The sequence below is a fragment of the Halostella salina genome (genome assembly GCF_003675855.1).
GTDB lineage: Archaea > Halobacteriota > Halobacteria > Halobacteriales > Natronoarchaeaceae > Halostella > Halostella salina.
In genome coordinates this window covers 77127-99951 of record NZ_RCIH01000002.1, presented here as the reverse complement: position 1 = coordinate 99951, position 22825 = coordinate 77127, and the positions used below count along the sequence as shown (strand labels likewise).

The following is a 22825-nucleotide window of genomic DNA, read 5'->3' as shown; positions in this document are numbered from 1 at the left end:
CTGTTCGGTTCAGAATCCCACTCCCAACGAGACCGCTCGTTGGATGTCGCTTTGTGTCTCCCGCGTCGAACAGTGCTGATCTCCTCGAATAATGGAGGCCGTCCTCGCCCGGCGATTGTGCGCATCACACGGTCGGTGAACGTTCGCCAGCGAGGCACGTACGAGTCCGAGTCTGTGGAACGTAGTTATCGCTCAGCGAGTTCGTCGACGAACTCCTCGTCGAGTTGCTGTTTCAGGACGCGCTGGTTGGCGGTCTCTTCCGCACCGACAAGTGCTTCGAGTTGCTCGTCGCTGATCTCGTCGTCGTAGTAGGCGGCAGCGATCTCCTGAACAAGCGTGTCGTCGTGGACTGCGTCCTGCAAGTATTCACGGAGTGCAGTTACGAGGACATCCGTTCTGTCCGTTTCGAGAGCTGTCGCCAGTGCATCCGCTCGGTCGATGAGGGGAACCGGGACTCGGAACTGGACCTGCTCCCTGTTTGGGCTCACAGTTGTACGCTGTACTCCTGGGCACGTAGCCGTTGTCGTGTTTCCACCACCAACCGCGCGTCTCGGGTGAACGACCACGGTTGACCGTCTCATAGGTCCACCAGATTTATTTCTCGGGTCGCCGATTCCTCGGACGAACCGTTCTATGATCCGTCGGCTCGCGGGCCGTCCGGTGTTCGATCCGCGTTCGCCTCCCGCCGCGCGGCGGGCCCGATAGCTGCAGCACTCGGGTTCGCGCCGCTTCGCTACGTCCTGTAGTCGCAGTCTCTCGATCGAACACGCACGCATATGCCGACATTCGCTGAGCCGCTGGGGACGCCCCGCGGCTCGTCCGACCACGTACCGATTTACGGAGACGACGACGGATCGCTTCGCAATCACCAGTTGCATCGCTCGCGGTTGTGGCGACCGCCTCGTGAACGCCCGACGGCCCGTAGGGGTGGTCGCCGATGACGGCGGCCGAGTCAGTCGAGACGACCGAAGCGGAACCGACTGCCGAGAAGCCGTCGATCTGGCGCAACCGCGACTTCCTGCGCTTTTTCGCGGGCCAGTTCGTCACCAACGCCGGCGACAGCCTCTACAGCGTCGCCGTCCTCTGGCTGGTCTTCGAACTCTCCGGATCGACGTTCCTGACGGGCGTCGCCAACGCCATCCTGTTGCTCCCGTGGCTGTTGCAGATGTTCGCCGGTCCCCTTGTCGACCGGCTCCCGCTCCGGCCCGTGCTCGTCGGGTCACAGGTCGTTCAGGGAATCGTCGTGCTGGTTCTCCCGCTCGCTGCGGCGACGGGGCACCTGAGCGTCGGCGTCATCTTCGCCGTGCTCCCGATCCTGATGCTCGCGACGTTACCGATGGCCCCGATGCAGGCGACGCTCGTCCCGCGGATCGTCGACGACGGGCAGTTATCGCAGGCCAACTCCGCGCTCCACACCGTCACGCTCGGGCTGGACATGATATTCGACGCGCTGGGCGGCGCGTTCATCGCCGTCTTCGGCGCGACGGCGCTGTTCCTGCTCGACGCGGCCACGTTCGGCGTCGCCGCGCTGCTGTTCGCCGGCATCGTGATTTCCCGCGGGGGCGAGGCGACCGCCGACCGTTCGGAGACGGCCGACGCCGACGCGCCGACTGACGACGGGCAGTCGCTGCGGGCCGTGTTCGCCTCGTACGTCGACGACCTTCGTGCGGGCGTCGACGCGCTCCGCGGGAGCGCCTTCGTCCCGCTGATCGCCATGACCGCTGTCGCCAACCTCGCGACGGGCGTGACGCTCGCGATCCTGCCGGCGTTCGGCGACGGGCTGGGCGGTCCCGCCCTCTACGGCCTCATGCTCGGCGCGCTCGGCATCGGCCGGCTCGTCGGGTCGGTCGTCGCGCCGTATCTGGAGGGCGTCGCCTACGGCCGGCTGAAGCCGGTGATGCACACGCTCGGCGCGTGCAGCTGGCTCGCCGCGGCGGTCGTCCCCTCGCCCGCGCTCACCGTCGTGCTGTTCGGGCTGGCGTGGGTGCCGGCCGGGGTCGACGGCGTGCTCACGGCGACGCTGAACCAGACCGTCTTCCCGGGGGACCTCCTCGGGCGGGTCTCGTCGGTCAAGGGGACGGCCTCGGGGGCGACGCTCCCGCTCGGCTCGCTCCTCGGCGGCGTCGTCGCCGAACTGCTGGGCGTGACGACCACGATGGCGCTTGCGGCCCTCGGCTTCGGCTTTACGGGGATCTATTTCCTCGTCCGGCCGCGTCTGTTCGGTCTGCCCGCAGTGGCGGACGCCGACCGCGCGGCGTTCGGCGTGACGGTCTCGGACCGCACGGAGGAGTAGGCGGCACCGCAGCCGCCGTCACCGCGGCCGGACCGAACGTTCAACCACCGGGGGGACGAACGCCCCCCGATGGCAGACAGGGAGACCGTCCGTCGGGGGTACGACGAACTCGCCGAGGCGTACGCCGCGAACCGCTCCGGCGACGAGCGCGAGCGAGCTATCCTGGATGCGTTTCTCGACTCGCTCGCCGACCCGACTCGCGTGCTTGACGCCGGCTGTGGACACGGCGAGCCGGTCCTCCGACGGCTTTCTGAGGGAGCGACAGCCGTCGGCCTCGACTTCGCCGCGGGCCAGCTCCGGCTCGCCGCCGACGGCGTTCCCGCCGCCCGGCTCGTGCAAGGTGACATGACGGATCTCCCGTTCCGGGCCGACGCGTTCGACGCCGTGACGGCGGTCGACTCGCTGATCCACGTGCCGCTTCCCGACCATCAGGCTGTCGTCGACGAGTTCGCCCGCGTCCTGCGTCCCGGCGGACGGGTGTTGCTCTCCGAAGCGCCCGCTGAGTTCGAGCGCACGAACCCGGACTGGCTCGGCGACGGCGTCGAGATGACCTGGCACATGGCCGGGGCCGAGGCGACCCGGGATCAGCTGCGTGCCGCGGGGTTTCGCGTCGAGTCCGAGTGGGCAGCCCCGGAGACGGCCGCCGACGAACCGCCGAAACCGCCCTTCTTCGCCGCCGTGCTCGACCGCTGAGGCGGCCCGGGGCTTATGTTCGCCGTCGCCGTACCGTCACGCATGGTCCGCGAGGAACTACAGCGCGCAAGCGACCGACTCCGAGAGGCCAGCGAAGCGGCCGACGGGGAGACGGTCCGCGACCGCCTGTACGACCAGTCAGACGAGTTCGCCCGCATGGCGACGGCCGACCGTGGTCCCGACCACGGCCGGCTGGCGCGCCACGAGAACATCCTGGCGGAGATCAAAAAGAACGGCAACGACGCCGTCGGCGAGCACATCGACGAGGCGAAGGAAGCGATCACGGAGTACCGCGAGGACCTGCCCGGGGTGTAGCGACCGGTTCTTGGCGCTTCAACACACCGGTTTGGGGTTGACGCCCATCGACTCCAGCTTCTCGACGTAGTCGTCGTAGGCCGCCTGGACCGCGCCGCTTGCGGCCTCGGCGGCGCGGTCATAGTCCCCGTCGTCCGCGGCGACGTCGTCGAGCGCGTCGAGAGCGGCGTCCCGGCGCTCCTCCAGCGTCGACCCGTATCCACGGAACAGCGAAGCGGTCTGCGGGTCGGCCTCGCCCGTGAAGAAGCCGGAGGTCTGGGTGGCGCGCTGTTTCCCCGCGAGCGCCGCGCCGACGAGACCGCCGAGGCGGGCGACCGTGTCGTCCAGTCCGCCGAGATAGACGTAGATGGCCGGCGTCGCGGTGGTGTCGTGGTCGCCGAGTTGGTCGGTCACGTCGTCGTAGTGGTCGCGCTCCGCTTCGGCGGCGTCGGCGAAGACGGCGTGGTCGGACTCGTCCGCCCACGTCTCGTACGTCTCCGCGGCGGCGTGGGCGTCGTCGGCCGCCGCTTCGAGTACGGCGTCGGCGTTCATCTCGCCGCCCGTCGCGGCGTACAGCGACTTCGAGGAGCCCAGCCGCGAGAGCGCGGTTTCGTTGTCGTCCCGGAGCGCATCGAGGAAGTCGTCGGCGGTCATGCACCAGGGTAGGTGCGGGGACGGTTTGTAAGCGTCGTCGGGGGCAGGGTTTGGCGGTACGCTCGATCTGGCGGCGGTCTATGTCGACCCGACCGAACCAATAATGATACTCTAAAGTATTGTACTTCAAAGTACGATTATCGAGAGTACTATAATGGGCCAGATCGTAGGGTACACATGGTCGACTTCGTGAACCGGACGGAGGAACTCTCGCGGCTCCACACTCTCTACGAGTCCGACGAGGCGGAACTCGCCGTGATATACGGTCGTCGTCGACTCGGGAAAACGGCGCTCGTCAAGCAGTCGCTTGAGGGGTACGACGACGCTATCGTCCACCAGGCGAAGCAAAAGACGGGCGCGCTTCAGCTCCGACAGTTCATCGAAACTGCCTCCGAGTCGTATCCCGGTGTGACACGGATACGCGAGGACTGGGAAGATGTCCTCGGGTATCTCGCCGAACAGGACGCGATCATCGTCCTTGACGAGTTCCCCTACCTCGTCGAGCAGAACGAAAGTCTTCCGTCCGTGTTGCAGGCGATGTTCGACCATGAACTCGACGACTCGGCCGCAACGGTCGTGCTCGTCGGGTCGTCGATCAGCATGATGGAAGAGGCCGCGCTGCTCGGCAACAGTCCGCTGTACGGCCGCTCGTCGTTGAAACTCGACATCAGACAGCTCCCGTTCGACGCGGCGATGGCGTTCTTCGACGACGCCTTCACCGCCGAGGAGCAAGTGCTGACGTGGAGCGTTTTCGGCGGCGTTCCGTACTATCTTGAGGAAGTCTCGCCGGATGCGACGCTCGGGGAGAACGTCCGGCGAACGATCCTCTCGCGCCACGGCACGCTCCACGACGAGCCGGACTACGTGCTCCGGATGGAACTCACTGAACCGACTCGATACTTCTCGATACTGGAGGCCATTGCCGGCGGGAGTACCAGCCGGAACGAGATCGCGGGAACGACGGGTATCGACTACAACCAGCTCTCGAAGTATCTCGACCGCCTCTCACGGCTCCGGCTGGTCGCACAGCACGTTCCGATCACCGAACGGAAAGAGCGGAGCAAGCGCAGCCGCTATCGGATTCGTGATCCGTTCGTCCGCTTCTGGTTTCGCTTCGTCTACGGTACCGGAACGGAGTACGACGAACTCGACGACGCGTATGAAGTGCTCGTCGAACCGGAACTGGCGGACTTCGCGAGCCGGTCGTTCGAGGACCTGTGTTGTTCGGCGCTCCGCACGCTCTATCCGAACCAGACGATCACGGAAACTGGTCAGTGGTGGTACGACGAACACGAGATCGACGTCGTCGGGCTAACCGCCGGTGAGACGCTGATCGCGGGCGAGTGCAAGTTCCAGCGCTCGCCGCTCGGATACGACGCCTTCTCGAAGCTACAGGGGCACGTCGACGAACTCCGCTGGTCGCCCGATGGTGGTGAGCGAGACGAGCACTACGCGCTCTTCTCCCGGAGCGGGTTCAAGCCATCCGTGGAGGAAGCCGCCGCGGAACGCGACGATCTACGGCTGTTTACGGTCGACGAGGTGGTTGAGGCGATGGTCGAGTAGCGGTCGGTTCCGTTTTGTGGGTTCGGGTGGCTGCAGCATCTCCTGGCCGGGGATGGATCCAACGACCCAACGACTGCTTCGGTGTCTTCGAACACCCTCGGCGCGCCCGCGGTTGCCACGCGACAGCTCGGCATCCCGGAGCTCGAACGGTATCTCACCCGCTCCAGAACCCGCGCTGACGTTCCTCGATCTCCGAAAGAACCTCTGAGAGGACATTCCCCCAGTCTCTCGGATGCGAGGCGTCGTTGCCGGGAGTGGGTGCATCGGGTCCGGGACCGTACGGCTGCCGAATTCCCCCAGCGCGAGCGCGCCTCGCCCATTCAGCATACCAAGGTCTGACAGGAGGACGAGAGCGGTACGAACCAGAATGCCAGCCTTCGCCGGCTCGGTCGATGGTTCAGGTGATATCGTCGATCAATTTGGACCCGTTTTTGAACTGGCCGCGGTCCTCGAATCCGTTTGTCGCAAGCGCGGTAGTGCTGCCTGTTCCCGCATCAATCGCGGAGGTATCTCGCCCGAAGCTGGTCGACGTACTGTTCGTCCCAGCTTTTGGATTTACAGAGATAGGTGAGTAGCCCGTCTACGTACGCCGTGTCCAGGATATCGCGGTCGGCGAGGCCACATAATATGTGCGGCGTCGTAAACAGCGTGTTCCGGTCGTCGAGTGCCATCGCCACGAGCAGGTAGTTGCTCGTGTTGAACTCGTCAGTGACGAACAGGTCAGCACCGATCTCGTTTGCCAATCTGATTCCCATCGACTCCCCGGGATCGAGACCGTATTCGAGAGGGTCATCGCCAGCTGTAACGACATCGTGGGCCGTGAGCCGGCCTGATGCAGCGAGCACTGCATTGGCAGCTGCCGAGAGCAGGTCATCGTCCCCCGCGGCTTCGGCCACCTCGCCGAGCACCGTCTCCGGAACGTGCACGTCGTACGCCGTCAGCACGGTCCGAAACGGGTCCTCGCCTGAGGGCGTGTCAGGCCGGCCATCGACGACCGGCGTTGCGAGGTTCAGGAGGACGTTCGTGTCGACGACTGCGACGGGGTCCTGTCCCATCGCTACGCGAACTGCGACTCCTCGTCGTCCGACTGCTCATCAGGCGTCCACTCGGCGATCTCACCGTCGTAGAACTCCGACTCGGACGGCGGATCGATCTCGGCGGTGTCCGGGACTGGTGGCTCGCGGTCCAGTGACTCCCGAAGCAGTCGCAGTCGTGTGGCTTCCTCACGCCCGAGCACCATCTCTACCGTCTCGAAGCCGAGCCGGTCTTCGTAGTACGCCTCCTTGAGCCGACGGCGGAAGGACTCGTCGTTTGCGATCTCGTCGAGTTGCTGCCGCAACGCGTCGATCAGGAGGTTCGTCCGGGACGTGTCGAGCAGGTCCGCGACGGCGTCAGCCTCTTCCACGAGGTCTTCGGGGGCGTTGAAATCGACCCGTGCTTTGTCTCCGGACATATCCATGTGTAGAATCTACACATGGTAAAGCGTTTTCGTTGGTTTCCCGGCGAGCGACAGGAATCCGGAGGTCGGCGGAGACCGATCACGTCCTGCGGCGCGAGTAACGTAGTGTTTATATTTGTACACCGATGTGTGACGTGTAATGACCACGGGGTGGCGCTACCGGGTGCTCTCGGTGGGTGGGGTCACGGCGCTGGCTGCCGTGGCCGTGCTCGTGGCGAACCATCCGTTCCTGCAGCACTTCTTCACGACGTACGTCCCACAGTTCAACAATCTGGAGCCGACCGTGATGGAGGGGCAGTACCTCCGCCGGACGCTCCTGCTGAGCGTCGCCTTCACCGTGGGGGCGCTCGTGCCGATGTACAAGCCGCGGCCGCGGCGGATCCTCGACGCGGTGTTTCTCACGGGGAAGCGGGTGCTCGTAAGCGGCCTGGCGCTGGCGACGCTCGGCTTCTTCCAGTGGTCCCACCGGCTGCCGCGGGTGACGCTCGTGCTGTTCACCGGGCTCTTGCTCGTTGCGCTGCCCGCCTGGTTCGTGGCGATCAGGCGACCCGTTCCGGGCGAACTGGACCGGACCATTCTGGTCGGCGACGATATCGAACAGATGCGCAGCGTCCGGGAGGCCGTGGACGGCGAACTGCTCGGGTATCTCTGCCCGACCGCCGCGCTTCCCGTGGAGGACCCGCGGAAGGTCATCGCCGACGGCGGTGTGGTGGCAGGGCTGGAGGATCTGGACCATCTCGGCGGCCTGTCCCGCGTGGAGGACGTGCTCGTCGACCACGACGTGGACACCGTAGTGCTCGCGTTCGAGGATACCGACCGCGGCGAGTTCTTCGGGACGCTCGACGCCTGTTACGAACACGGCGTCGCCACGAAGGTCCACCGCGACTACGCCGACACGCTGCTCACCGCCGACGCGGACGTGGGACCGCTCGTCGACGTGCAGGTCGAACCGTGGGACTGGCAGGACTACGTCCTCAAGCGGGCGTTCGACCTGCTGTTCGCCGGGGCCGCGCTGCTCGTGCTGTCGCCCGTCATCGTCTGCATCGTCGCCGCGATCAAACTGGAGGGCGAGGGGCCGGTGCTGTTCGACCAGAAGCGGACGTACCTCTTCGGCGAGACGTTCACCGTCTACAAGTTCCGGACGCTGAAGCCAAAGAAGGGCGGCGAGGTCGGGACGACCATCGAGGAGGACCGCCACACGCCGCTCGGTCAGTTCCTCCGGACGACGCACCTGGACGAGATTCCACAGCTGTGGTCCATCCTCGTCGGCGACATGAGCGTCGTCGGGCCGCGTCCGGCCCAGACCGAGATCGAAGACGAATTCGAGTCCGCCGAGCCGAAGTGGCGAAAGCGCTGGTTCGTCAAGCCCGGGCTGACGGGGCTCGCCCAGATCAACGACGTGATGAGCACCGAGCCCGCCGAGAAGTTCCGCTACGACCTGCGGTACATCCGCAACCAGTCGCTGTGGCTGGACGTGAAGATCGTCATCCGGCAGGTGTTCAAGGTGTTCGTCGACGTGTCCGGGCTGCTTAGAGACGACTGACCGTCGACTCCGAGACGGCCGGCCGCAGGTCGCTGCTCCCGTCGCCGAGCCTGACCACCGGCGTTTCGGTATCTTCCGGCACCGCGTTCTGCGCGTCGAACACGAGGTTCGCGTCGGCAGCCACGGTGCCCGCGTCGAACGCGTCGTGATCGACGAGCAGGAGGACGGCGTCCGCCGCCCGAACCGTCTCCCGGTCGACATCGTCGGTCGGTTCGTACCGCCCGCCGGCGATATCGACGGCGTCGACGTGCGGGTCGACCGGCTGGAGGGACGCGCCGGCCTCGACGAGCGACTCACAGACCGCGAGCGCGGGCGAGTTCCGGAGGTCCCCCACGTTGGGTTTGTAGGAGACGCCGAGCGCCACCACAGACGCGTCGCCGAGGTCGGTGCCCCGGGCGGCCAGCGCCGTCTCGATCCGGTCGAACACGTGGTCGGGCATTTCCTCGTTGACCTCGCGCGCGCTCTCGACGAGCGGCAGGGCGGTGCCCGACTGTCTGGCCCGCCAGGTGAGGAACTGCGGGTCGACCGGGATGCAGTGGCCGCCGACGCCCGGGCCGGGCGTGAACGCCTGGAACCCGAACGGTTTGGTCCCGGCGGCCTCGATCACGTCCCACGCGTCGATCCCGGCGTCCTCGGCGAACGCCGCGAACTGGTTGACGAAGGCGACGTTGACCATCCGGTAGGTGTTTTCGAGCATCTTCGTCGACTCGGCCGTGACCGTCGCGTCGACGGGCACCGTCTCCGTGAGGACGGCGTCGAACAGCGCCCGCGCGGCCCTGCGCTCGCGATCGCTGTCCGCGCCCACGACGAGCGGGATATCAGCGAAGTCGTACTCGCCGCCGGGGCTGAGACGCTCCGGGACGACCGCGATGAGCGTGTCCGCTTCCGGGAACCGTCCGGCCGTTTCGAGCGCAGGGCGGATCACGTCGTCGGTGGTCCCCGGGTAGACGGTGCTGGAACAGACGAGCAGGACCTCGCGGTCGGGCGCGTGTTCGGCAACGGTCCGGGTGGCCTGCCGGACGGCGCTCATGTCGGGTTCGCCGTCCGTCACGCCCGTCGGGACTGCCAGCACGAACGCGTCGCAGTCGGCGAGCGCCGTGGGGTCCGTCGTCGGCTCGAAGCCGTCTTCGAGCCGGTGGGCGAGCGTGTCGTCGTCCACGTCGTCGATGTAGCTGTCACCTGCCCGGAGGCGGGCGACGCGTTCGTCGTCCACGTCGAAGCCGACGACCTCGAACCCGGCGTCGGCGAAGTGGCAACTGAGCGGGAGGCCGACGTACCCGAGGCCGACGACGGCGACCGTTGCATCTCGCTCGTCGATCCGCTTCTGGAGGCCGGTCATTCGGCGACCACCGCCTCCGTCCGCTCGTCGATAATGTCTTCGAGAATGCGGTCGAGGTCGGTCGAGGGATGCCAGCCGAGGGTGGCTTCCAGCTTGGAGACGTCCGGCTCGCGCTGCTGTGGCTCCTCGAAGTCCTCGTCGTACGCCTCCTCGTAGGGGACGTGGGTGATCTCGGAGTTCGAATTCGTGAGTTCCACGACGCGCTCGGCCAGCGCGTTGATCGTCGTCGGTTCGGGTGCGCCGATGTTTACGACCTCGCCGTGGGCCGCCGGTGTGGTGAGGAGTTCGTACGTCGCCTCGACGGCGTCGGCGACGTGCGTGAAGCTCCGCGTCTGCGTGCCGTCGCCGTAGACTGTGAGTGGCTTGTCGTCCAGCGCCTGCTCGACAAACGTCGGGATCACCATCCCGTACTGTCCCGTCTGTCGGGGGCCGACGATGTTGAAGTAGCGACCGACTGCGACCGGGAGGTCGCGGTCGCGGTGGTAGGCGAGTGCGAGCGACTCGTCGATGGCCTTCGCCGAGGCGTAGCTCCAGCGCAGCGCTGAGGTGGGACCGAGGATGCGGTCGTCCGACTCGGCGAAGGGCACGTCCTCGGACTTGCCGTACAGCTCCGAGGAGGAAGCGAGGAAGACGGGCGTGCCGTCCTCGGCGGCGGCGTCGAGGACGTTCTCGGTGCCGACGAGGTTGGTTCGCATCGACTGGAGGGGTTGGTCGACGATCCGCTGGACGCCGACGGCGGCCGCGAGGTGGAACACGCGGTCGGAATGGGTGACGAGTTCGGTGACGGTTTCGTCGTCCGTTACGTCGCCCTCGATCAACTCGACGCGGTCCTGATCTACGAGGTGGGCGACGTTGTCGCGCTGGCCGGTCGAGAAGTCGTCCAGGAGGAGGATGCTGTCCCCTGTTTCGTCAAGGAGGAAGTCGGCGAGGTGCGATCCGATGAAGCCCCCGCCGCCGGTGACGAGCGTCTGCATGGAATTACGTGTAAGATGAGCGTAGATAAGAACATCGGTTAGATAATACAGTCGGTAGACTGTTCTATCGGATGATCCGGAGAGGTAGAATCAGTCTGGTGCTCCCGTCCCGGTCGTTTCGTCGAAGATCCGCGCTACTCTCTCTCCTAACTGTGGCCAAGAGTGATGTGTTTCGATAAATTCGATACCGTTTTCGCCCATCTGTTTTCGTCGCTGTGGCTTGCGCAAGAGGGCATCGATGGCTTCTGCGATCTCCTTCGGATCGTTTGCTACTGCTATCCCGGCGTTCGAAGCGTTCGTAACGTACTGGATCTCGCCGACGGAACTAGCGACAAACGGTGTTCCCACAGCCATCGTCTCCAACAACTTGTTCGGGCGAGCGTAGTCGAGGTCGTACTCTGTTTGCAGGGGCACCAAACTCACGGTCGTTTCCCCCAGCAATTCCGGGATCGTGGATCGAGAGACCGTCCCCACAAATTCTATCCGATCCTCTAGGTCTAGATCCTGACTCAAATTCTGCAACTCAGTGTTCCGTCTTCCTGATCCTACCATTTTCAGGCGAACGTCGTGTTCAACCTTCTCGAGTGCTTTGAAAAAGGGAACAAACGCGTGTGCCTTTCCGAAATTACCGGTGTATATCAAGGTGTTTGACTTATTTTCACCGTCCACCTTCTGAGTGAAGAGATCTGTGTCGACGCCGAAGGGCACGTCCGTCAACCGGGCCTCGGAGATTCCGTATTTCTCTTGGTAGAACTCCCCCATAGTTGGCGTTAGGACGATCACGTGATCGGATCGTCTGATGGCGACCGATTCGAGTGCTGCAACTGCTTGGTACGGGATCGAATCAGTATTGATCCCCTCGATCTGGGCTGCGTTATCTATCCAGAGGTCGTATATATCGACGATCCAAGTGCGTCCCAGAAGCTTCGCGACGATCCCGGTAAGAAAGGTAGTGTGGGGGGCAGACACCGTAACGACGATCCTATATCGCCAGAAATTTGCCAGGACATAGATAGTACACAGAAGAGCGAAGATCCCATAATAAAGCATGCGTTCGAGTGTTGATGGATCCGACCCGGGTTGATACGTATAGAGCCGAGTTACAGGGACGCCATTTTGTACCTCTCTGGACAGTGGACGATACGTCTTCTCGAACTCGCCGGCCGGATACGATGGTGGTGGTGCTAAAACACGGCACTCGTACTCGTCTGGAAGGTTCTTGGCAAGTTTTTCCCACCTGTGAGCGCCGCCGAGCGGCTCCGGGGGAAAAACCTGTGAAATAACAAGTACAGATGTATCGGTCATTACTTACTCGGATCCAACGGATCTCCAACGCCGAACTGAAGAAGTTGTATGTCGTTATCTTGGAGCCACGACTCCAGCAATTCGAGTTCGGATAACGTTTCTTGATGTGGAACTAACTGCAGGAGTACGTCCGGCGCGTTCGATTCAAGCAGTTCCTGAAGTCTTTCGTATTCCATTCCCTCAACGTGGCGGTCATAATGGTCTATTTCGTACCCGTCAAGTCGGAGATCACGTACTATTCGTTTTGCGGGGCTGTTCCGAACGTCGTACGTATCTGGTTTGTATGCGGCACCTAGTGCGAGGATGTGGGGATCGTTTGAGCCGCGCAACGCTCTCCTTATGTTACGGGCTGCAACAGACGGCATCATATCGTTGATCCGCCGAGCGGTCGTGATCAGGTTCGTGTGTTCGGGATCAACCTCGTTCAGAAACCACGGGTCTACCGGGAGGCAGTGGCCACCGACACCAATCCCGGGTTGAAGGATGTCCACTCTCGGGTGGTTGTTTGCTAGTTCAATAACGTGGCTGATGTCCACTTCAAGTTCTTCGCCAATGAGTGCAAATTCGTTGGCTAATGCAATGTTTACGTCGCGATACGTGTTTTCCATCAGTTTACAGAGTTCCGCCGAAACGAGATCGGTTCTGTAGACCTCCCCCTGTAGGAACGGTTCGTAGATCTTCTCGGCTCTTTCCACACTTTCCCTGTCGACCCCGCCGATCACCCGATCGTTTTCGATGATCTCCTCAAAGACGTTTCCAGGGAGGATCCGTTCGGGGGAGTGTGCCAGTTGGATGTCTTCTCCGGGCTCAAACCCGGCGTCTCGAAGTTTGGGAATGATAACTTCACACAGCGTGAGCGGTGGGATGGTCGACTCGATATTGATGAGGTCCCCGTCCTCTAGATAAGGAAAGATCGATTCGATAGCCGCCTCGATGTGTGAAAGATCTGGACTCTTGTTCGGTTCGGTAAGCGGCGTAGGGACGGAAATCACGAACGCATCGCCCGACGTCGGCGACGTCTGTGCCTTCAGGTTTCGCTGTACCTCCTCGGATTCGAGTAGTCTCTGTAGTTCCGAATCGTCAAGTCGGAGTGACTGGTCATTAATCGCTTCGACAAGATTTTCGTCCAGATCCACGCCCACGACCTCCTTTTCGTTGTGGGCGAGTAGCAGTGCGAGCGGCAAGCCGACAAACCCGGTTCCGATCACTACTACGTTGTCGATGGGATCGACTCCATCTGCCGCGATCGGATCTGTCTGTACCCTATTCGACATCGTAGTACTCCCGCATCCACTCGATCGTCTTCGGAACCCCTTCTTCCAGTGGGATCCGCTGCTCGTGGTCGAGGTGACGTTTGGCTTTCTCGGTACTCGCTTTCTTGTTCAGAGTGTTGTGTTCCTCGGTTCCTCTGTACTCAACGTCGGTGTCGTCCTTATCGAGATAATCTAGAACGAGGTCCGACAGATCCTTGATGTTGTGGTACTCGTCACCTGCGATATTGTATGCCTCTCCCGGGTGGAAGTTGTCTACGATGTTTGCGAGGGTGCGTACCGTGTCAGCGACGTAGGTGAACGATCGGTGGTGATCCTCGTACACGTGATACGGAAGATCGTGCAAGGCCCTGTAGCAGAACTTACAGACGACGCTACGATAGTCGCTGTACTTCTCACCCGGGCCGTACGTGTTGAACAGTCGCACTCGAACGGCCTCTATCCCGTGTCTATCTTCCGCATTGAGGATCTGCTGCTCGTTCACCCATTTAGAGATGGCGTAGTCGTTGAGTTGTCTCGGGTTTTCCTTCAGGGGGACGCTTTCCTCCATCACGTCGTCGTAGTCGCCGTATACCTCGCTACTGGAGAAAAAGACCAGTCGGAAATCGTGTGCCTGCTGTAGACGTAGAATGTTCTTGGTCCCGACCGCGTTCGAGTTCCACATCGTCTCGTAGTAGTCCTCCCCGTTTTTCCTCCCGAACTCCCCCGCCAGATGGTACACGTAATCGAACGACCGATCCTCGAAGACCGATTCTATCTGCCTGTACTCGCTGATGTCCGCTCTGTAATACTTCTCACGCTCGTTCCAGGGGAGGTCAACTACCCAGACGTCGTGACCGCGGGACTCGAGTTCGTCCACGAGCGGAGCTCCGACACTTCCCAGCCCGCCAGTCACCAGAATGGTTGCCATTGTCGGTTATCTGGAGAGAGGGTATGATTATCTTTTGCTTTCCTGAGTAGACTGTAGAATAGCATCGAGAATACGCGTTGCCGCATCACCTTCGCCGAACGGATTCTCCCAGTCGTTCGATTTCTCGACTTGAGACTTAGCACCGTCGAGAATCGCGTTTGAGGCTGTTCCGACGACTACGTTTGAACCAACATCTACGGTCTCGGGGCGTTCTGTCGAATCGCGGAACGTGACACACGGAGTGCCCATAATACAGGTTTCCTCCTGCACGCCACCGGAATCGGTCATCGCCAACATCGCATCGTCTTCCAGACGAAGGAAATCGAGAAAGTCGACTGGATCGATCAGCCTTATCGAATCGGGGACAGCGATGTCAAATTCTCCTATCTTGTTCCGTGACCGTGGATGAATGGGGTAGACGACGGGCACGTCTAGTGCAGTAGCGACTCTATCGACTCCATCGAGGACGGATCGGAATACATCTTGGTCGTCGACCGTCTCTGCCCGATGGGCCGTCATGAGGATATACTGCCCGCTTTTCAGGTTGAGGTCCTCCAAAATAGTACTTTTTTCAGCGGCGAGTTCCCGATTGGCGATCACTGCATCGACGATCGTGTTTCCGGTAACGTAGATGCGCTCTTCCGGGATACCTTCCTCCAGAAGCAGCTCTTGTGTCTCTTCAGTCGGGGCAAAGAGATAGTCCGCAACGTGGTCAGCAACGATTCGATTCACTTCCTCTGGCATATCACGGTCAAAGCTCCGTAAGCCTGCCTCAACGTGTGCGACCTCTGCGTTGAGCTTGCTCGTTGCGATTGCACCCGCCAAAACGGAATTGGTGTCGCCCTGAACCAGAACAACGTCGGGGGTTTTGTCGAGTAGAACTTCTTCAAGATGAATGAGCATTTCCCCCGTCTGTTTCCCATGGTTCTCTGAGCCGACTTTCAAATTAACATCCGGTTCAGGCAGTTCAAGGCGTTCGAAGAAGACAGAATCGAGTTCATCAGAGTAGTGTTGCCCTGTATGAATAACAGTACACGGAATTTCCCTTTCCTCGCAGGCTCTTACGACCGGTGATAACTTGATTATCTCTGGACGTGTTCCAAGAACGATCGTTATATCTGTCACTATTCTCAGTTACTAAAGAGTAGCTAAATTCTTTACTCTTCTCACTTCGAGTCAAGAGAGCGGTAGAGGTCTTTGTGGCGGTCAGCTGCAGCCGTAAGAGACAGTGTCTCTCTGACTCGTTTTTTGGCCAACGTTGCTCGCCGTTCGCGTTCATCCAGGCGCTCTAATGCATCCAATATTGCTGCTGAAAGTTCTCGCCCTGTGTCTTCGTCTCGTCATCGCAATCACCAATCACGAACGCGGAGACAATCCGGGAAGCACGATCATCACGGTGTGAGAAGAGTCCTATGACACTCTCATACGTTGTGAGCTATCTGGGGAACGGTCTATCGCCCGTCCGACGCTCACGATGACTGCGAAGTAGACGGTCAGGCCAACTCGAGCGCTGTCCGCACGTACTCGTGCAGGTCGTCGTATGGCGGCTCGACGACCCGGAGGGCGCCGTGCTGGTCGTCAAGCTCGAAGGCCGGCTCGTCGGCGACTGGCCTACAGTGATAGGCCGTCGAGAGGTAGTGCTTGGAGTCGACGTCGTCGAACTCCGACGTGTCGTAGAAGTGCTCGACGGTGCCCAGTTGGTCCTGGATCGTGACCGATTCGCCGAGTTCCGCCTCGGCGACCCGGTGGACCGCCTCGCGTCGGCGCTCGTTCTTGTGGACGGTGCCGCCGGGCAGGAACCACTCGCCCTTCGCCGGTTCGTTCGTCCTGCGGCCGAGGAGGACGCCGCCGTCGTGCTCGACGACGAGGTCGACGGAGACGAGAGGGACGTTCGCGACGATGGTGCGCCAGTCTTCGTGGGGGATGGGGTCATCGGACATCGCTGAGTTAGTCGGTATCCAACGTGATCGAAGGACGGCCTTAGTACCCTTGATCTCCCATATGGCTCGGGCAATCTGCGATTATCGATCGGCAACCGAATACTACATACAGCTCAGGACTCGCAGTATTGCGTATCGATGGATCTCGAGAACCGTTTCGCGGAACGTCCGGTGTTCGTCACGGGCGCGGACGGCTTTGTCGGGTCGCATCTCACGGAGCAGCTGGTGGAGTTCGGTGCAGACGTCCACGTCTTTGTCCGTGCGACCTCCAGTGGCGAGCTTCGGAACATTCGACACCTCCAAGACGACCTGACGGTACATCGCGGAGACCTCCGGGACAAGCACTCGGTCGAACGTGCGATGCGGCCCCTGAAGGAGTACTCCGATACGATCGTCTTCCACCTCGGCGCCCAGGCCCACGTGGGGGAATCCTGGAAGCGGCCCTACGAGACGATTGACGCCAACGTCGTCGGCACGCTCAATCTCCTCCAGACCGTCGTCGATCTCGATCTCGACCTCTACAGCTTCGACACGGCTGGCACCTCCGAGGAGTACGGCAACGTCGACGATCAGATGGAGGACAAACACGAGTACGACGAGGACGGCCGCGTGCTCCTCAGCGAACGCTCGCCCGTGAATCCGACGTCAGTGTACGCGACGTCGAAACTCGCAGCGGACTTCCTCACGATGAACTTCCACGACGCCTACGACGTGCCGGGCGTCACGACGCGGATGTTCAACAACTACGGCCCGCGGCAGAACCCACGCTACATCACCGGGACGATCATCACGCAGGCCCTGGAGCGAGAGATCGTCGAACTGGGGAATCTCACGCCGAAGCGCGACATGTGCTACGTCAGCGACGGCGTTCGCGGTCACATGCACGTGGCGCTGGAGGGTAATCCCGGCGAGGAGTACGTCTACGGCTACGGCGAGAACATTTCGATGCGCGACTGGACGAACCTCATCCTCGATGTCGGCGCGGAGGAGGGCTACTGGGAGCGTCCGGAGATCGTCCAGCGGGAGGATCGGTATCGGCCGGGCGACAGCGACGTGGAGGAGCTGAAGGTCGGCTACGAGAAGCTCCACGCCGAGACGGGCTGGGAGCCGACGGTGAGCTGGCGTGAGGGCGTGCGGCAGACCATCGAGTGGTACGCTGAAAACCCCGAGACGTGGGCTGGGAGGGTAGACTGGCGATGACCGATTCCACCGCCTTCTGGGACGACAAGACGGTGATGGTGACGGGGGGCGCGGGATTCCTCGGAAGCCACCTGGTCGAAGACCTCGAGACGCGATCGGACTCCGTGGAGATTTTCGTACCACGGAGCGACGAGTACGATCTGCGGGACCGATCCGCGATCGATCGCGCGTTCGAGGATTCCGACGCCGACGTCGTCATCCACCTCGCGGCGACTGTCGGTGGGATCGGGGCGAACAGGGAGAACCCGGGGACGTACTTCTACGAAAACGCCGTCATGGGCATCGAACTCATGGAAGCGGCCCGACAGCACGGCGTCGAGAAGTGTACCATCCTCGGCACGATCTGTTCCTATCCCAAGCACACGCCCGTTCCGTTCAGCGAGGACGATCTCTTCGAAGGGTATCCCGAAGAGACCAACGCTCCCTACGGAATCGCCAAACGAGCCCTGTTGACACAGTCCTGGGCCTACCGCAAGCAGTACGATTTCAACAGTATCTATCTCCTGCCCGTGAATCTATACGGGCCACGGGACGACTTCGACCTCGAGACGTCTCATGTTATCCCGGCGATCATTCGGAAGTGCGTCGAGGCCCGGGAGCGAGGCGACGATTCGATCACTGCGTGGGGTACTGGCGAGCCCACCCGGGAGTTCCTTTACGTTAAGGATGCGGCAGATGGGATCTTGACCGCCACGGAGCGCTACGAGGATCGGGATCCGGTGAATCTCGGGACGGGGGAGGAGATCAGCATTCGTGAGTTGATCGAATTGATTGCCGAGCTTACCGGGTTCGAGGGTGAAATCGAGTGGGACACCTCGAAGCCCGACGGGCAGCCACGGCGGTGTCTGGATACGTCAAGGGCGCAGGAGGAGTTCGGTTGGAAGGCTACTACGGAGTTTGAGGAGGGGTTAGAGGAGACGATTGAGTGGTACGAACAGAAATATGATAAATGAAGAGACTAGATACCTCATATGGTTTGGTCTCGTAGGCATAAAATGATTTTCATAAACCATCGTTGCATCCTTTGAATATTAATGATATCTCGCATGCGGCGTTGTCTATCCATCTATAAGAATGAAGGTGCAAAAAGACTATTTCAAATAATTCATGGAAAAGTCCGGCAGGATATATACTATAAATTGATATCTATTCGAGGCCATTATTCGTTGACGGTGGCAGATAGCACTGTAACGTTTTCAGCTCCGACCAAGAGGATGGTACAACGTAATCGGCAACGGTTTGAGTTTGAACAGCAGGAACTCCGCGACTTCATGAACGAGATCGGAGATGATGACGTTGTATACGATATTGGGGCGAATACTGGACTCTACACACTTTTTGCTGCAAAAGAATGTTCGGAGGGGGAGGTAATCGCGTTTGAACCATATTCTCCGAACCTCGAACTATTGAAACACGATATCGATCAGAACCAGTTACAGAATATTGAGGTCCTTGGGGTGGCTCTTTCGGATTCTGATGGAAGCATCGAATTTAGTCAACCAGATACGGATGATGTGGGTTATGGATCGTCGTCAATAGTAACAAATGCCTCGGAAGGAACGACTGAAGTTACGACCATAACCGGAGATCAGCTAATCGATGACGGAGAAATCCCTCCACCGAACGTGGTAAAAATAGATGTAGAAGGGTCTGAACCGCTTGTTATCGATGGATTAGAAAAAGCACTATCTGCTCCAGATTGTCGCTCTGTTTACTACGAGGTTCACGTACAATCAGGAGATCGTCGACCATCTATCGGGGATTTTGGAAGTTCTCCCCAAGACCTGCAGCAACGACTAGAAGACTTTGGGTTCACAGTTAACAGAATTTGTAGCAGAAACGGTGAAATATTATACAAAGCAGAGAAGTAATAGTATGAGTATTTTGAACGCGAAATACGTTAGCGTGAGGTATTCGTTTGTACGAAGATCTGCGGCGGCATACAGCCAGAATCTGTCTGAGTTGATCTGAATCGCAGTCTCATTGACTGCAATGCGATTCAGGCTCGGACCGTTGGATGGCTGCAAATCAGTCTTTTGAATCCAATTGTGAATTACTGTTTGACTCCGATCGATGCCCAACCTCACAAGATACTGTTTGGCATTCGAAAATGATAGTCCAGCAGGATGGAGCTGAATACCTGTTTTAATGATTTCGTAGGGTGTCCACTTTCGCTCCATAAACTCTAAGTCTATCAATTCAGCAGAACCGTTGAGGTGGCTGGAATTAGACATAGATCATTCGAAACACCGACCGCCTTATTCTTAACTTAACATCGGCGGCAACTTCTTGTGCTGATCCTTACAGCCGGTACAGATTCTCTTGTTAATATTTGCCTGAATAGGCTATTGCTTCCAACGTACGGCTCTATTGAACTTATATATTACGCGGAGTCTACGAGGTAACAAACTATTTGATGCTGTAGACCAGATATGTCTGGGCAAGCTCCCGAAATTCGTAACACCACCCGTGCAATACAACTGCTTCGATTTACCGAACTATCTCGACGCTACCTATCGATTCAATAGAGCAATTAATTCACTAGGTGTAAATTCCCCTATTAAAACTAACCCAGTTGCGTAAATGGTTGCACCGATTGATACAGACGTGATAATTTCCAGAACAATAGAGAAGTGAAGCGGTAAATAATAAAGACTAGTAAGCATAATGCCAGCAGCTAGGAGGCTCCGGCTGAGTGACCACCACGGGATAGCAAACGCGATCTCGGATGTGGCGTAGCGATAAATAAGAATGAATGCGGTGGATTGAGCGACGACCGTAGCGATTGCCGCACCAGTAATACCGTACTCATGTATGAGAATAAGATTTGCTGGAATATTGATACAGACTGCAATCATTACGGATTTTGCTATCTTTTGCGTATTTTCAGCTGCTGTGAGAATATAACTTAACATATTATCAATACCGCGTAGAAAGAATCCTACCCCTAAGATTGGCACAAGAATCCAACTCTCATTCGAAATACTAGGAGTTGAAATTAAAGTGATAATCGGCTGGGCCAAATACGAAAGCCCCACGATAGCAGGGATTGCGATAAGAAAATAATAGCGGATGATATCGGTGTATAACTTTGAAATTTCGTCAAATCGGTCTTCTTCCCAAGCACCCGATACAGAGGGATATAAGGTTGGGTTGAGCACCCGACTGATATTTGTGATGAATGCCGACAGTCCTCGCCCTATCGCGTATGTTCCCGCTGCTACCGGAGAAATGAGTACAAGAATTAGATAGCGATCCATTTGGGCTAATAGGCCTGATGAAACGGCTTTTGGCAACATTGGGATGCCATATCGCACATATACCGGGTAGTTGGTCACACTAGGCCATGGGAGATTATGTGTTCGTAGAATCCCAAATAATATACCGATATTAAGAATTACTGAAACGACAACTAGTCCAATTATTCCGTCGGTTACTGTTCCACCAAGAATAAATATTGCAATTAGACTGGTTGTTTCTAGAACTAACCTAGTTATCTTTCCAATTTCGTATAATTTTATATTTCCTGTCGCTCGAGGGAAGTTCAAATTCACTTGAAGCAAAATGTTCGTGGCGATAAGCATCGCCGACGTCAAAACGAGCGTCTGTTGACTAGCAACCTCTCCATTAAATATCGCTGAGAGATCGACCCAGAGCCCTAGTATAACGAAACAGATAGCTAACAAGCTGCTGACAAAGATGCTCAGAGACAATACATCGCTGTACGTTTGGTAATCGTTTGATTGGAAGTATCTGACAAGCGATCCGTGAAGATGAATCCCTCCTGCTGAACTTAGCAACCCGATAAACGGCAACACAGTTGCCCAAACGCCGTAGCTTCCGGTACCCAATAGATTCGTTATAAGTGGAATAACAACCAGACTCCTGACTGTCTTTAGAAGCAATCGCACAGCAGACGCTGCCGAGTCTGAAAGAACCTTATTCGATAGGTTCATTCGCGCAAATATCCCATCTCAACGAGGCGCCGTTCTACTGAGTCTGTTAGTTCACGATCTTCAGATTCAATCAGTTCTAATTGCTGAGTGTGAGCATCAAGCTGCTTTCGCAGAGCCTCGTCAGCGTCCTGACTCATTACGTAGTCGCCCCGGTCAGGATAACTGATAACTTTCTCGCCGTTCGGACCCCAAATACCATACTGCTTTGCCGGCGGCAAGCGATCTTGTTCAACCCCATAGCTTGCTGCATCTGTATAATAATCGTGCCCAGATATGTCGTAGTACGAATAGGCATATTCACGAGATTCCTCTGTGAGATCAACCGAGTTTGTTTCTGGACCGTCAATTCCAGTTAGTCCTAACACTGTTGCATAGATATCCACAAGTGAGGTCGGCGATGGAACAGTCTCCGGTGGGATTTGACCAGTCGGATCTCGAATCAATAATGGAACGCTTGTTACAGATTCATGTAAGGAGAAGTGGTGCCCATATACACCATCTTCACCAAAACCATCACCGTGATCGCCGAATACGATTAATATAGTATTCTCCCATTCACCTACCTGTTTCAGCTCATCAGTAAGTCGTTCAATGAGCGAATCGCAGTAGCGAATCGCCCCTCTATACAGATTTTTGAAGGTATCCACCTCATACGCCGGGGGTGTAATATCTCCAGCAGTTGCCTTTAGCCGTTTAGACCGACTATAATACAGCCGCTTCTGCCACCATTCAACATTATATGTTAGTGCAGCAGTGTTTCGGTTTGTGAACAACCGGTGATACGGATTGGGGGGAGTATATAAATGATGCGCATCATTTAAATGGACGAACCAACAGAAAGGCGCGTTTTGAACACCGGTTTCCCTAATAGCGGCTGAGATTGTTTTTTCCCCTCCGGTGCCTTTCGTCCCATCAATTGGGTCATGGCCACGCCATTCTCGATATTGCTTTTGCCCCCTATAGCTTCTGGTAAGAAAATATTTAATTTTTGGAGAAAGAAGCCCTGCGGCATGAGCTATCTTATGTTTTATTGAAAATCCCTGTGTCTCAGAATCAGATACATCCTCAGTGTTTTTTTTATCGAATCCGCGAAGAATATCGGCCGTATCCAACCACGCGTTTGTATAGAATGCGTTCGTTGAATAGCCACTTTCCGAAAGGATCTCTGCAAATGTTGGGTGACTTTCGCTAAGGACATCTGAACCTGTAAGAACCCCGTGTTCAGGAGGAAATAATCCGGAAAAGATGGATGTATGGACAGGGAGCGTCCAAATTGAAGGGCTAATAGTATTTGTAAATAATGTCGCCTCATCGATTAATGATTGTAGAAATGGTGTGGTATTTTCACCTGGATTCTCAGAAAATGAACAAAAATCTGAGCGAAGGCTGTCGACAGAAACACAAATAATGTTTGGTCTATCCATACACAAC

Annotated in this window: 21 protein-coding genes; 8 read left to right on the top strand and 13 right to left on the bottom strand. The window is 58.5% G+C overall.

Translation table 11 applies throughout. The features are described from left to right. Positions 1-185 precede the first annotated feature (185 nt). On the bottom strand, positions 186-488 hold the full coding sequence (locus tag D8896_RS03895; protein ID WP_121820776.1) for a hypothetical protein: 303 nt from the start codon (positions 486-488) through the stop codon (positions 186-188). Between the two features lie 449 nt (positions 489-937). Between D8896_RS03895 and D8896_RS03890 the strand changes: the two genes are divergently transcribed. The 3 genes from D8896_RS03890 to D8896_RS03880 all read left to right on the top strand — a co-directional run bounded on the left by D8896_RS03890 (position 938) and on the right by D8896_RS03880 (position 3301). Further along, positions 938-2293, top strand: coding sequence for an MFS transporter (locus D8896_RS03890; protein WP_121820775.1), 1356 nt, complete (start codon positions 938-940; stop codon positions 2291-2293). Between the two features lie 69 nt (positions 2294-2362). Next, positions 2363-2986, top strand: coding sequence for a class I SAM-dependent methyltransferase (locus D8896_RS03885; protein ID WP_121820774.1), 624 nt, complete (start codon positions 2363-2365; stop codon positions 2984-2986). Between the two features lie 42 nt (positions 2987-3028). Beyond that, complete coding sequence (locus D8896_RS03880; protein WP_121820773.1) at positions 3029-3301, top strand: DUF7553 family protein; 273 nt, start codon at positions 3029-3031, stop codon at positions 3299-3301. An 18-nt stretch (positions 3302-3319) separates the two neighbouring features. On the opposite strand, the gene D8896_RS03875 is transcribed toward D8896_RS03880, so the two are convergent. Then, positions 3320-3934: a rubrerythrin family protein gene (locus tag D8896_RS03875; RefSeq protein WP_121820772.1), complete on the bottom strand. Its 615-nt coding sequence runs from the start codon at positions 3932-3934 to the stop codon at positions 3320-3322. A 177-nt stretch (positions 3935-4111) separates the two neighbouring features. Between D8896_RS03875 and D8896_RS03870 the strand changes: the two genes are divergently transcribed. Next, positions 4112-5497 (top strand): ATP-binding protein, encoded by a 1386-nt coding sequence (locus D8896_RS03870; protein WP_121820771.1) that lies wholly within the window; start codon positions 4112-4114, stop codon positions 5495-5497. 494 nt (positions 5498-5991) lie between these two features. Here D8896_RS03870 and D8896_RS03865 read toward each other — a convergent pair whose 3' ends face one another. Together D8896_RS03865 and D8896_RS03860 are read right to left on the bottom strand one after the other, a co-directional pair. Further along, the gene (locus tag D8896_RS03865; protein WP_121820770.1) at positions 5992-6552 is read right to left on the bottom strand and encodes a hypothetical protein; all 561 of its coding nucleotides are present in this window, start codon (positions 6550-6552) and stop codon (positions 5992-5994) included. A gap of 2 nt (positions 6553-6554) precedes the next feature. After that, entirely contained in the window at positions 6555-6950 is a 396-nt protein-coding gene (locus D8896_RS03860; protein ID WP_121820769.1) for a hypothetical protein, read from the bottom strand. 145 nt (positions 6951-7095) lie between these two features. On the opposite strand from D8896_RS03860, the gene D8896_RS03855 reads away from it, so the two are divergent. Continuing rightward, the gene (locus tag D8896_RS03855; RefSeq protein WP_121820768.1) at positions 7096-8499 is read left to right on the top strand and encodes a sugar transferase; all 1404 of its coding nucleotides are present in this window, start codon (positions 7096-7098) and stop codon (positions 8497-8499) included. On the opposite strand, the gene D8896_RS03850 is transcribed toward D8896_RS03855, so the two are convergent. The 7 genes from D8896_RS03850 to D8896_RS03820 form a co-directional block, all read right to left on the bottom strand. Then, positions 8486-9838, bottom strand: a complete 1353-nt coding sequence (locus D8896_RS03850) for a nucleotide sugar dehydrogenase (RefSeq protein ID WP_121820767.1) — start codon at positions 9836-9838, stop codon at positions 8486-8488. The two genes, D8896_RS03855 and D8896_RS03850, sit on opposite strands and share 14 nt — an antisense overlap. Then, positions 9835-10812: a GDP-mannose 4,6-dehydratase gene (locus D8896_RS03845; RefSeq protein WP_121820766.1), complete on the bottom strand. Its 978-nt coding sequence runs from the start codon at positions 10810-10812 to the stop codon at positions 9835-9837. Before D8896_RS03845 ends, D8896_RS03850 begins: the two co-directional genes overlap by 4 nt. A 90-nt stretch (positions 10813-10902) precedes the next feature. Continuing rightward, positions 10903-12117: a glycosyltransferase family 4 protein gene (locus D8896_RS03840; protein WP_121820765.1), complete on the bottom strand. Its 1215-nt coding sequence runs from the start codon at positions 12115-12117 to the stop codon at positions 10903-10905. Then, positions 12117-13391, bottom strand: a complete 1275-nt coding sequence (locus D8896_RS03835; protein ID WP_240451998.1) for a nucleotide sugar dehydrogenase — start codon at positions 13389-13391, stop codon at positions 12117-12119. The genes D8896_RS03840 and D8896_RS03835 overlap by 1 nt, the downstream gene beginning before the upstream one ends. Then, complete coding sequence (locus D8896_RS03830; protein ID WP_121820764.1) at positions 13381-14298, bottom strand: NAD-dependent epimerase/dehydratase family protein; 918 nt, start codon at positions 14296-14298, stop codon at positions 13381-13383. Before D8896_RS03830 ends, D8896_RS03835 begins: the two co-directional genes overlap by 11 nt. A gap of 27 nt (positions 14299-14325) precedes the next feature. Beyond that, positions 14326-15423, bottom strand: coding sequence for a non-hydrolyzing UDP-N-acetylglucosamine 2-epimerase (wecB, locus tag D8896_RS03825; protein ID WP_205596763.1), 1098 nt, complete (start codon positions 15421-15423; stop codon positions 14326-14328). Positions 15424-15791: 368 nt separating this feature from the next. Next, positions 15792-16238 (bottom strand): NUDIX domain-containing protein, encoded by a 447-nt coding sequence (locus D8896_RS03820; RefSeq protein ID WP_121820762.1) that lies wholly within the window; start codon positions 16236-16238, stop codon positions 15792-15794. A 138-nt stretch (positions 16239-16376) separates the two neighbouring features. Here D8896_RS03820 and D8896_RS03815 point away from each other — a divergent pair, with 138 nt between their 5' ends. From D8896_RS03815 to D8896_RS03805, 3 genes are all read left to right on the top strand, one after another. Beyond that, the gene (locus D8896_RS03815; RefSeq protein WP_121820761.1) at positions 16377-17438 is read left to right on the top strand and encodes a GDP-mannose 4,6-dehydratase; all 1062 of its coding nucleotides are present in this window, start codon (positions 16377-16379) and stop codon (positions 17436-17438) included. Continuing rightward, entirely contained in the window at positions 17435-18391 is a 957-nt protein-coding gene (locus D8896_RS03810) for a GDP-L-fucose synthase family protein (protein WP_121820760.1), read from the top strand. Before D8896_RS03815 ends, D8896_RS03810 begins: the two co-directional genes overlap by 4 nt. Before the next feature lie 318 nt (positions 18392-18709). Continuing rightward, a complete protein-coding gene (locus tag D8896_RS03805) occupies positions 18710-19309 on the top strand; it encodes an FkbM family methyltransferase (protein ID WP_162991430.1) in 600 nt (199 codons plus the stop codon). Positions 19310-19951: 642 nt separating this feature from the next. Here the strand turns inward: D8896_RS03805 and D8896_RS19170 are convergent. Further along, a complete protein-coding gene (locus D8896_RS19170) occupies positions 19952-20776 on the bottom strand; it encodes a lipopolysaccharide biosynthesis protein (RefSeq protein ID WP_162991429.1) in 825 nt (274 codons plus the stop codon). A 614-nt stretch (positions 20777-21390) separates the two neighbouring features. Then, positions 21391-22818, bottom strand: a complete 1428-nt coding sequence (locus D8896_RS03795; RefSeq protein ID WP_162991428.1) for a sulfatase — start codon at positions 22816-22818, stop codon at positions 21391-21393. Positions 22819-22825 lie beyond the last annotated feature (7 nt).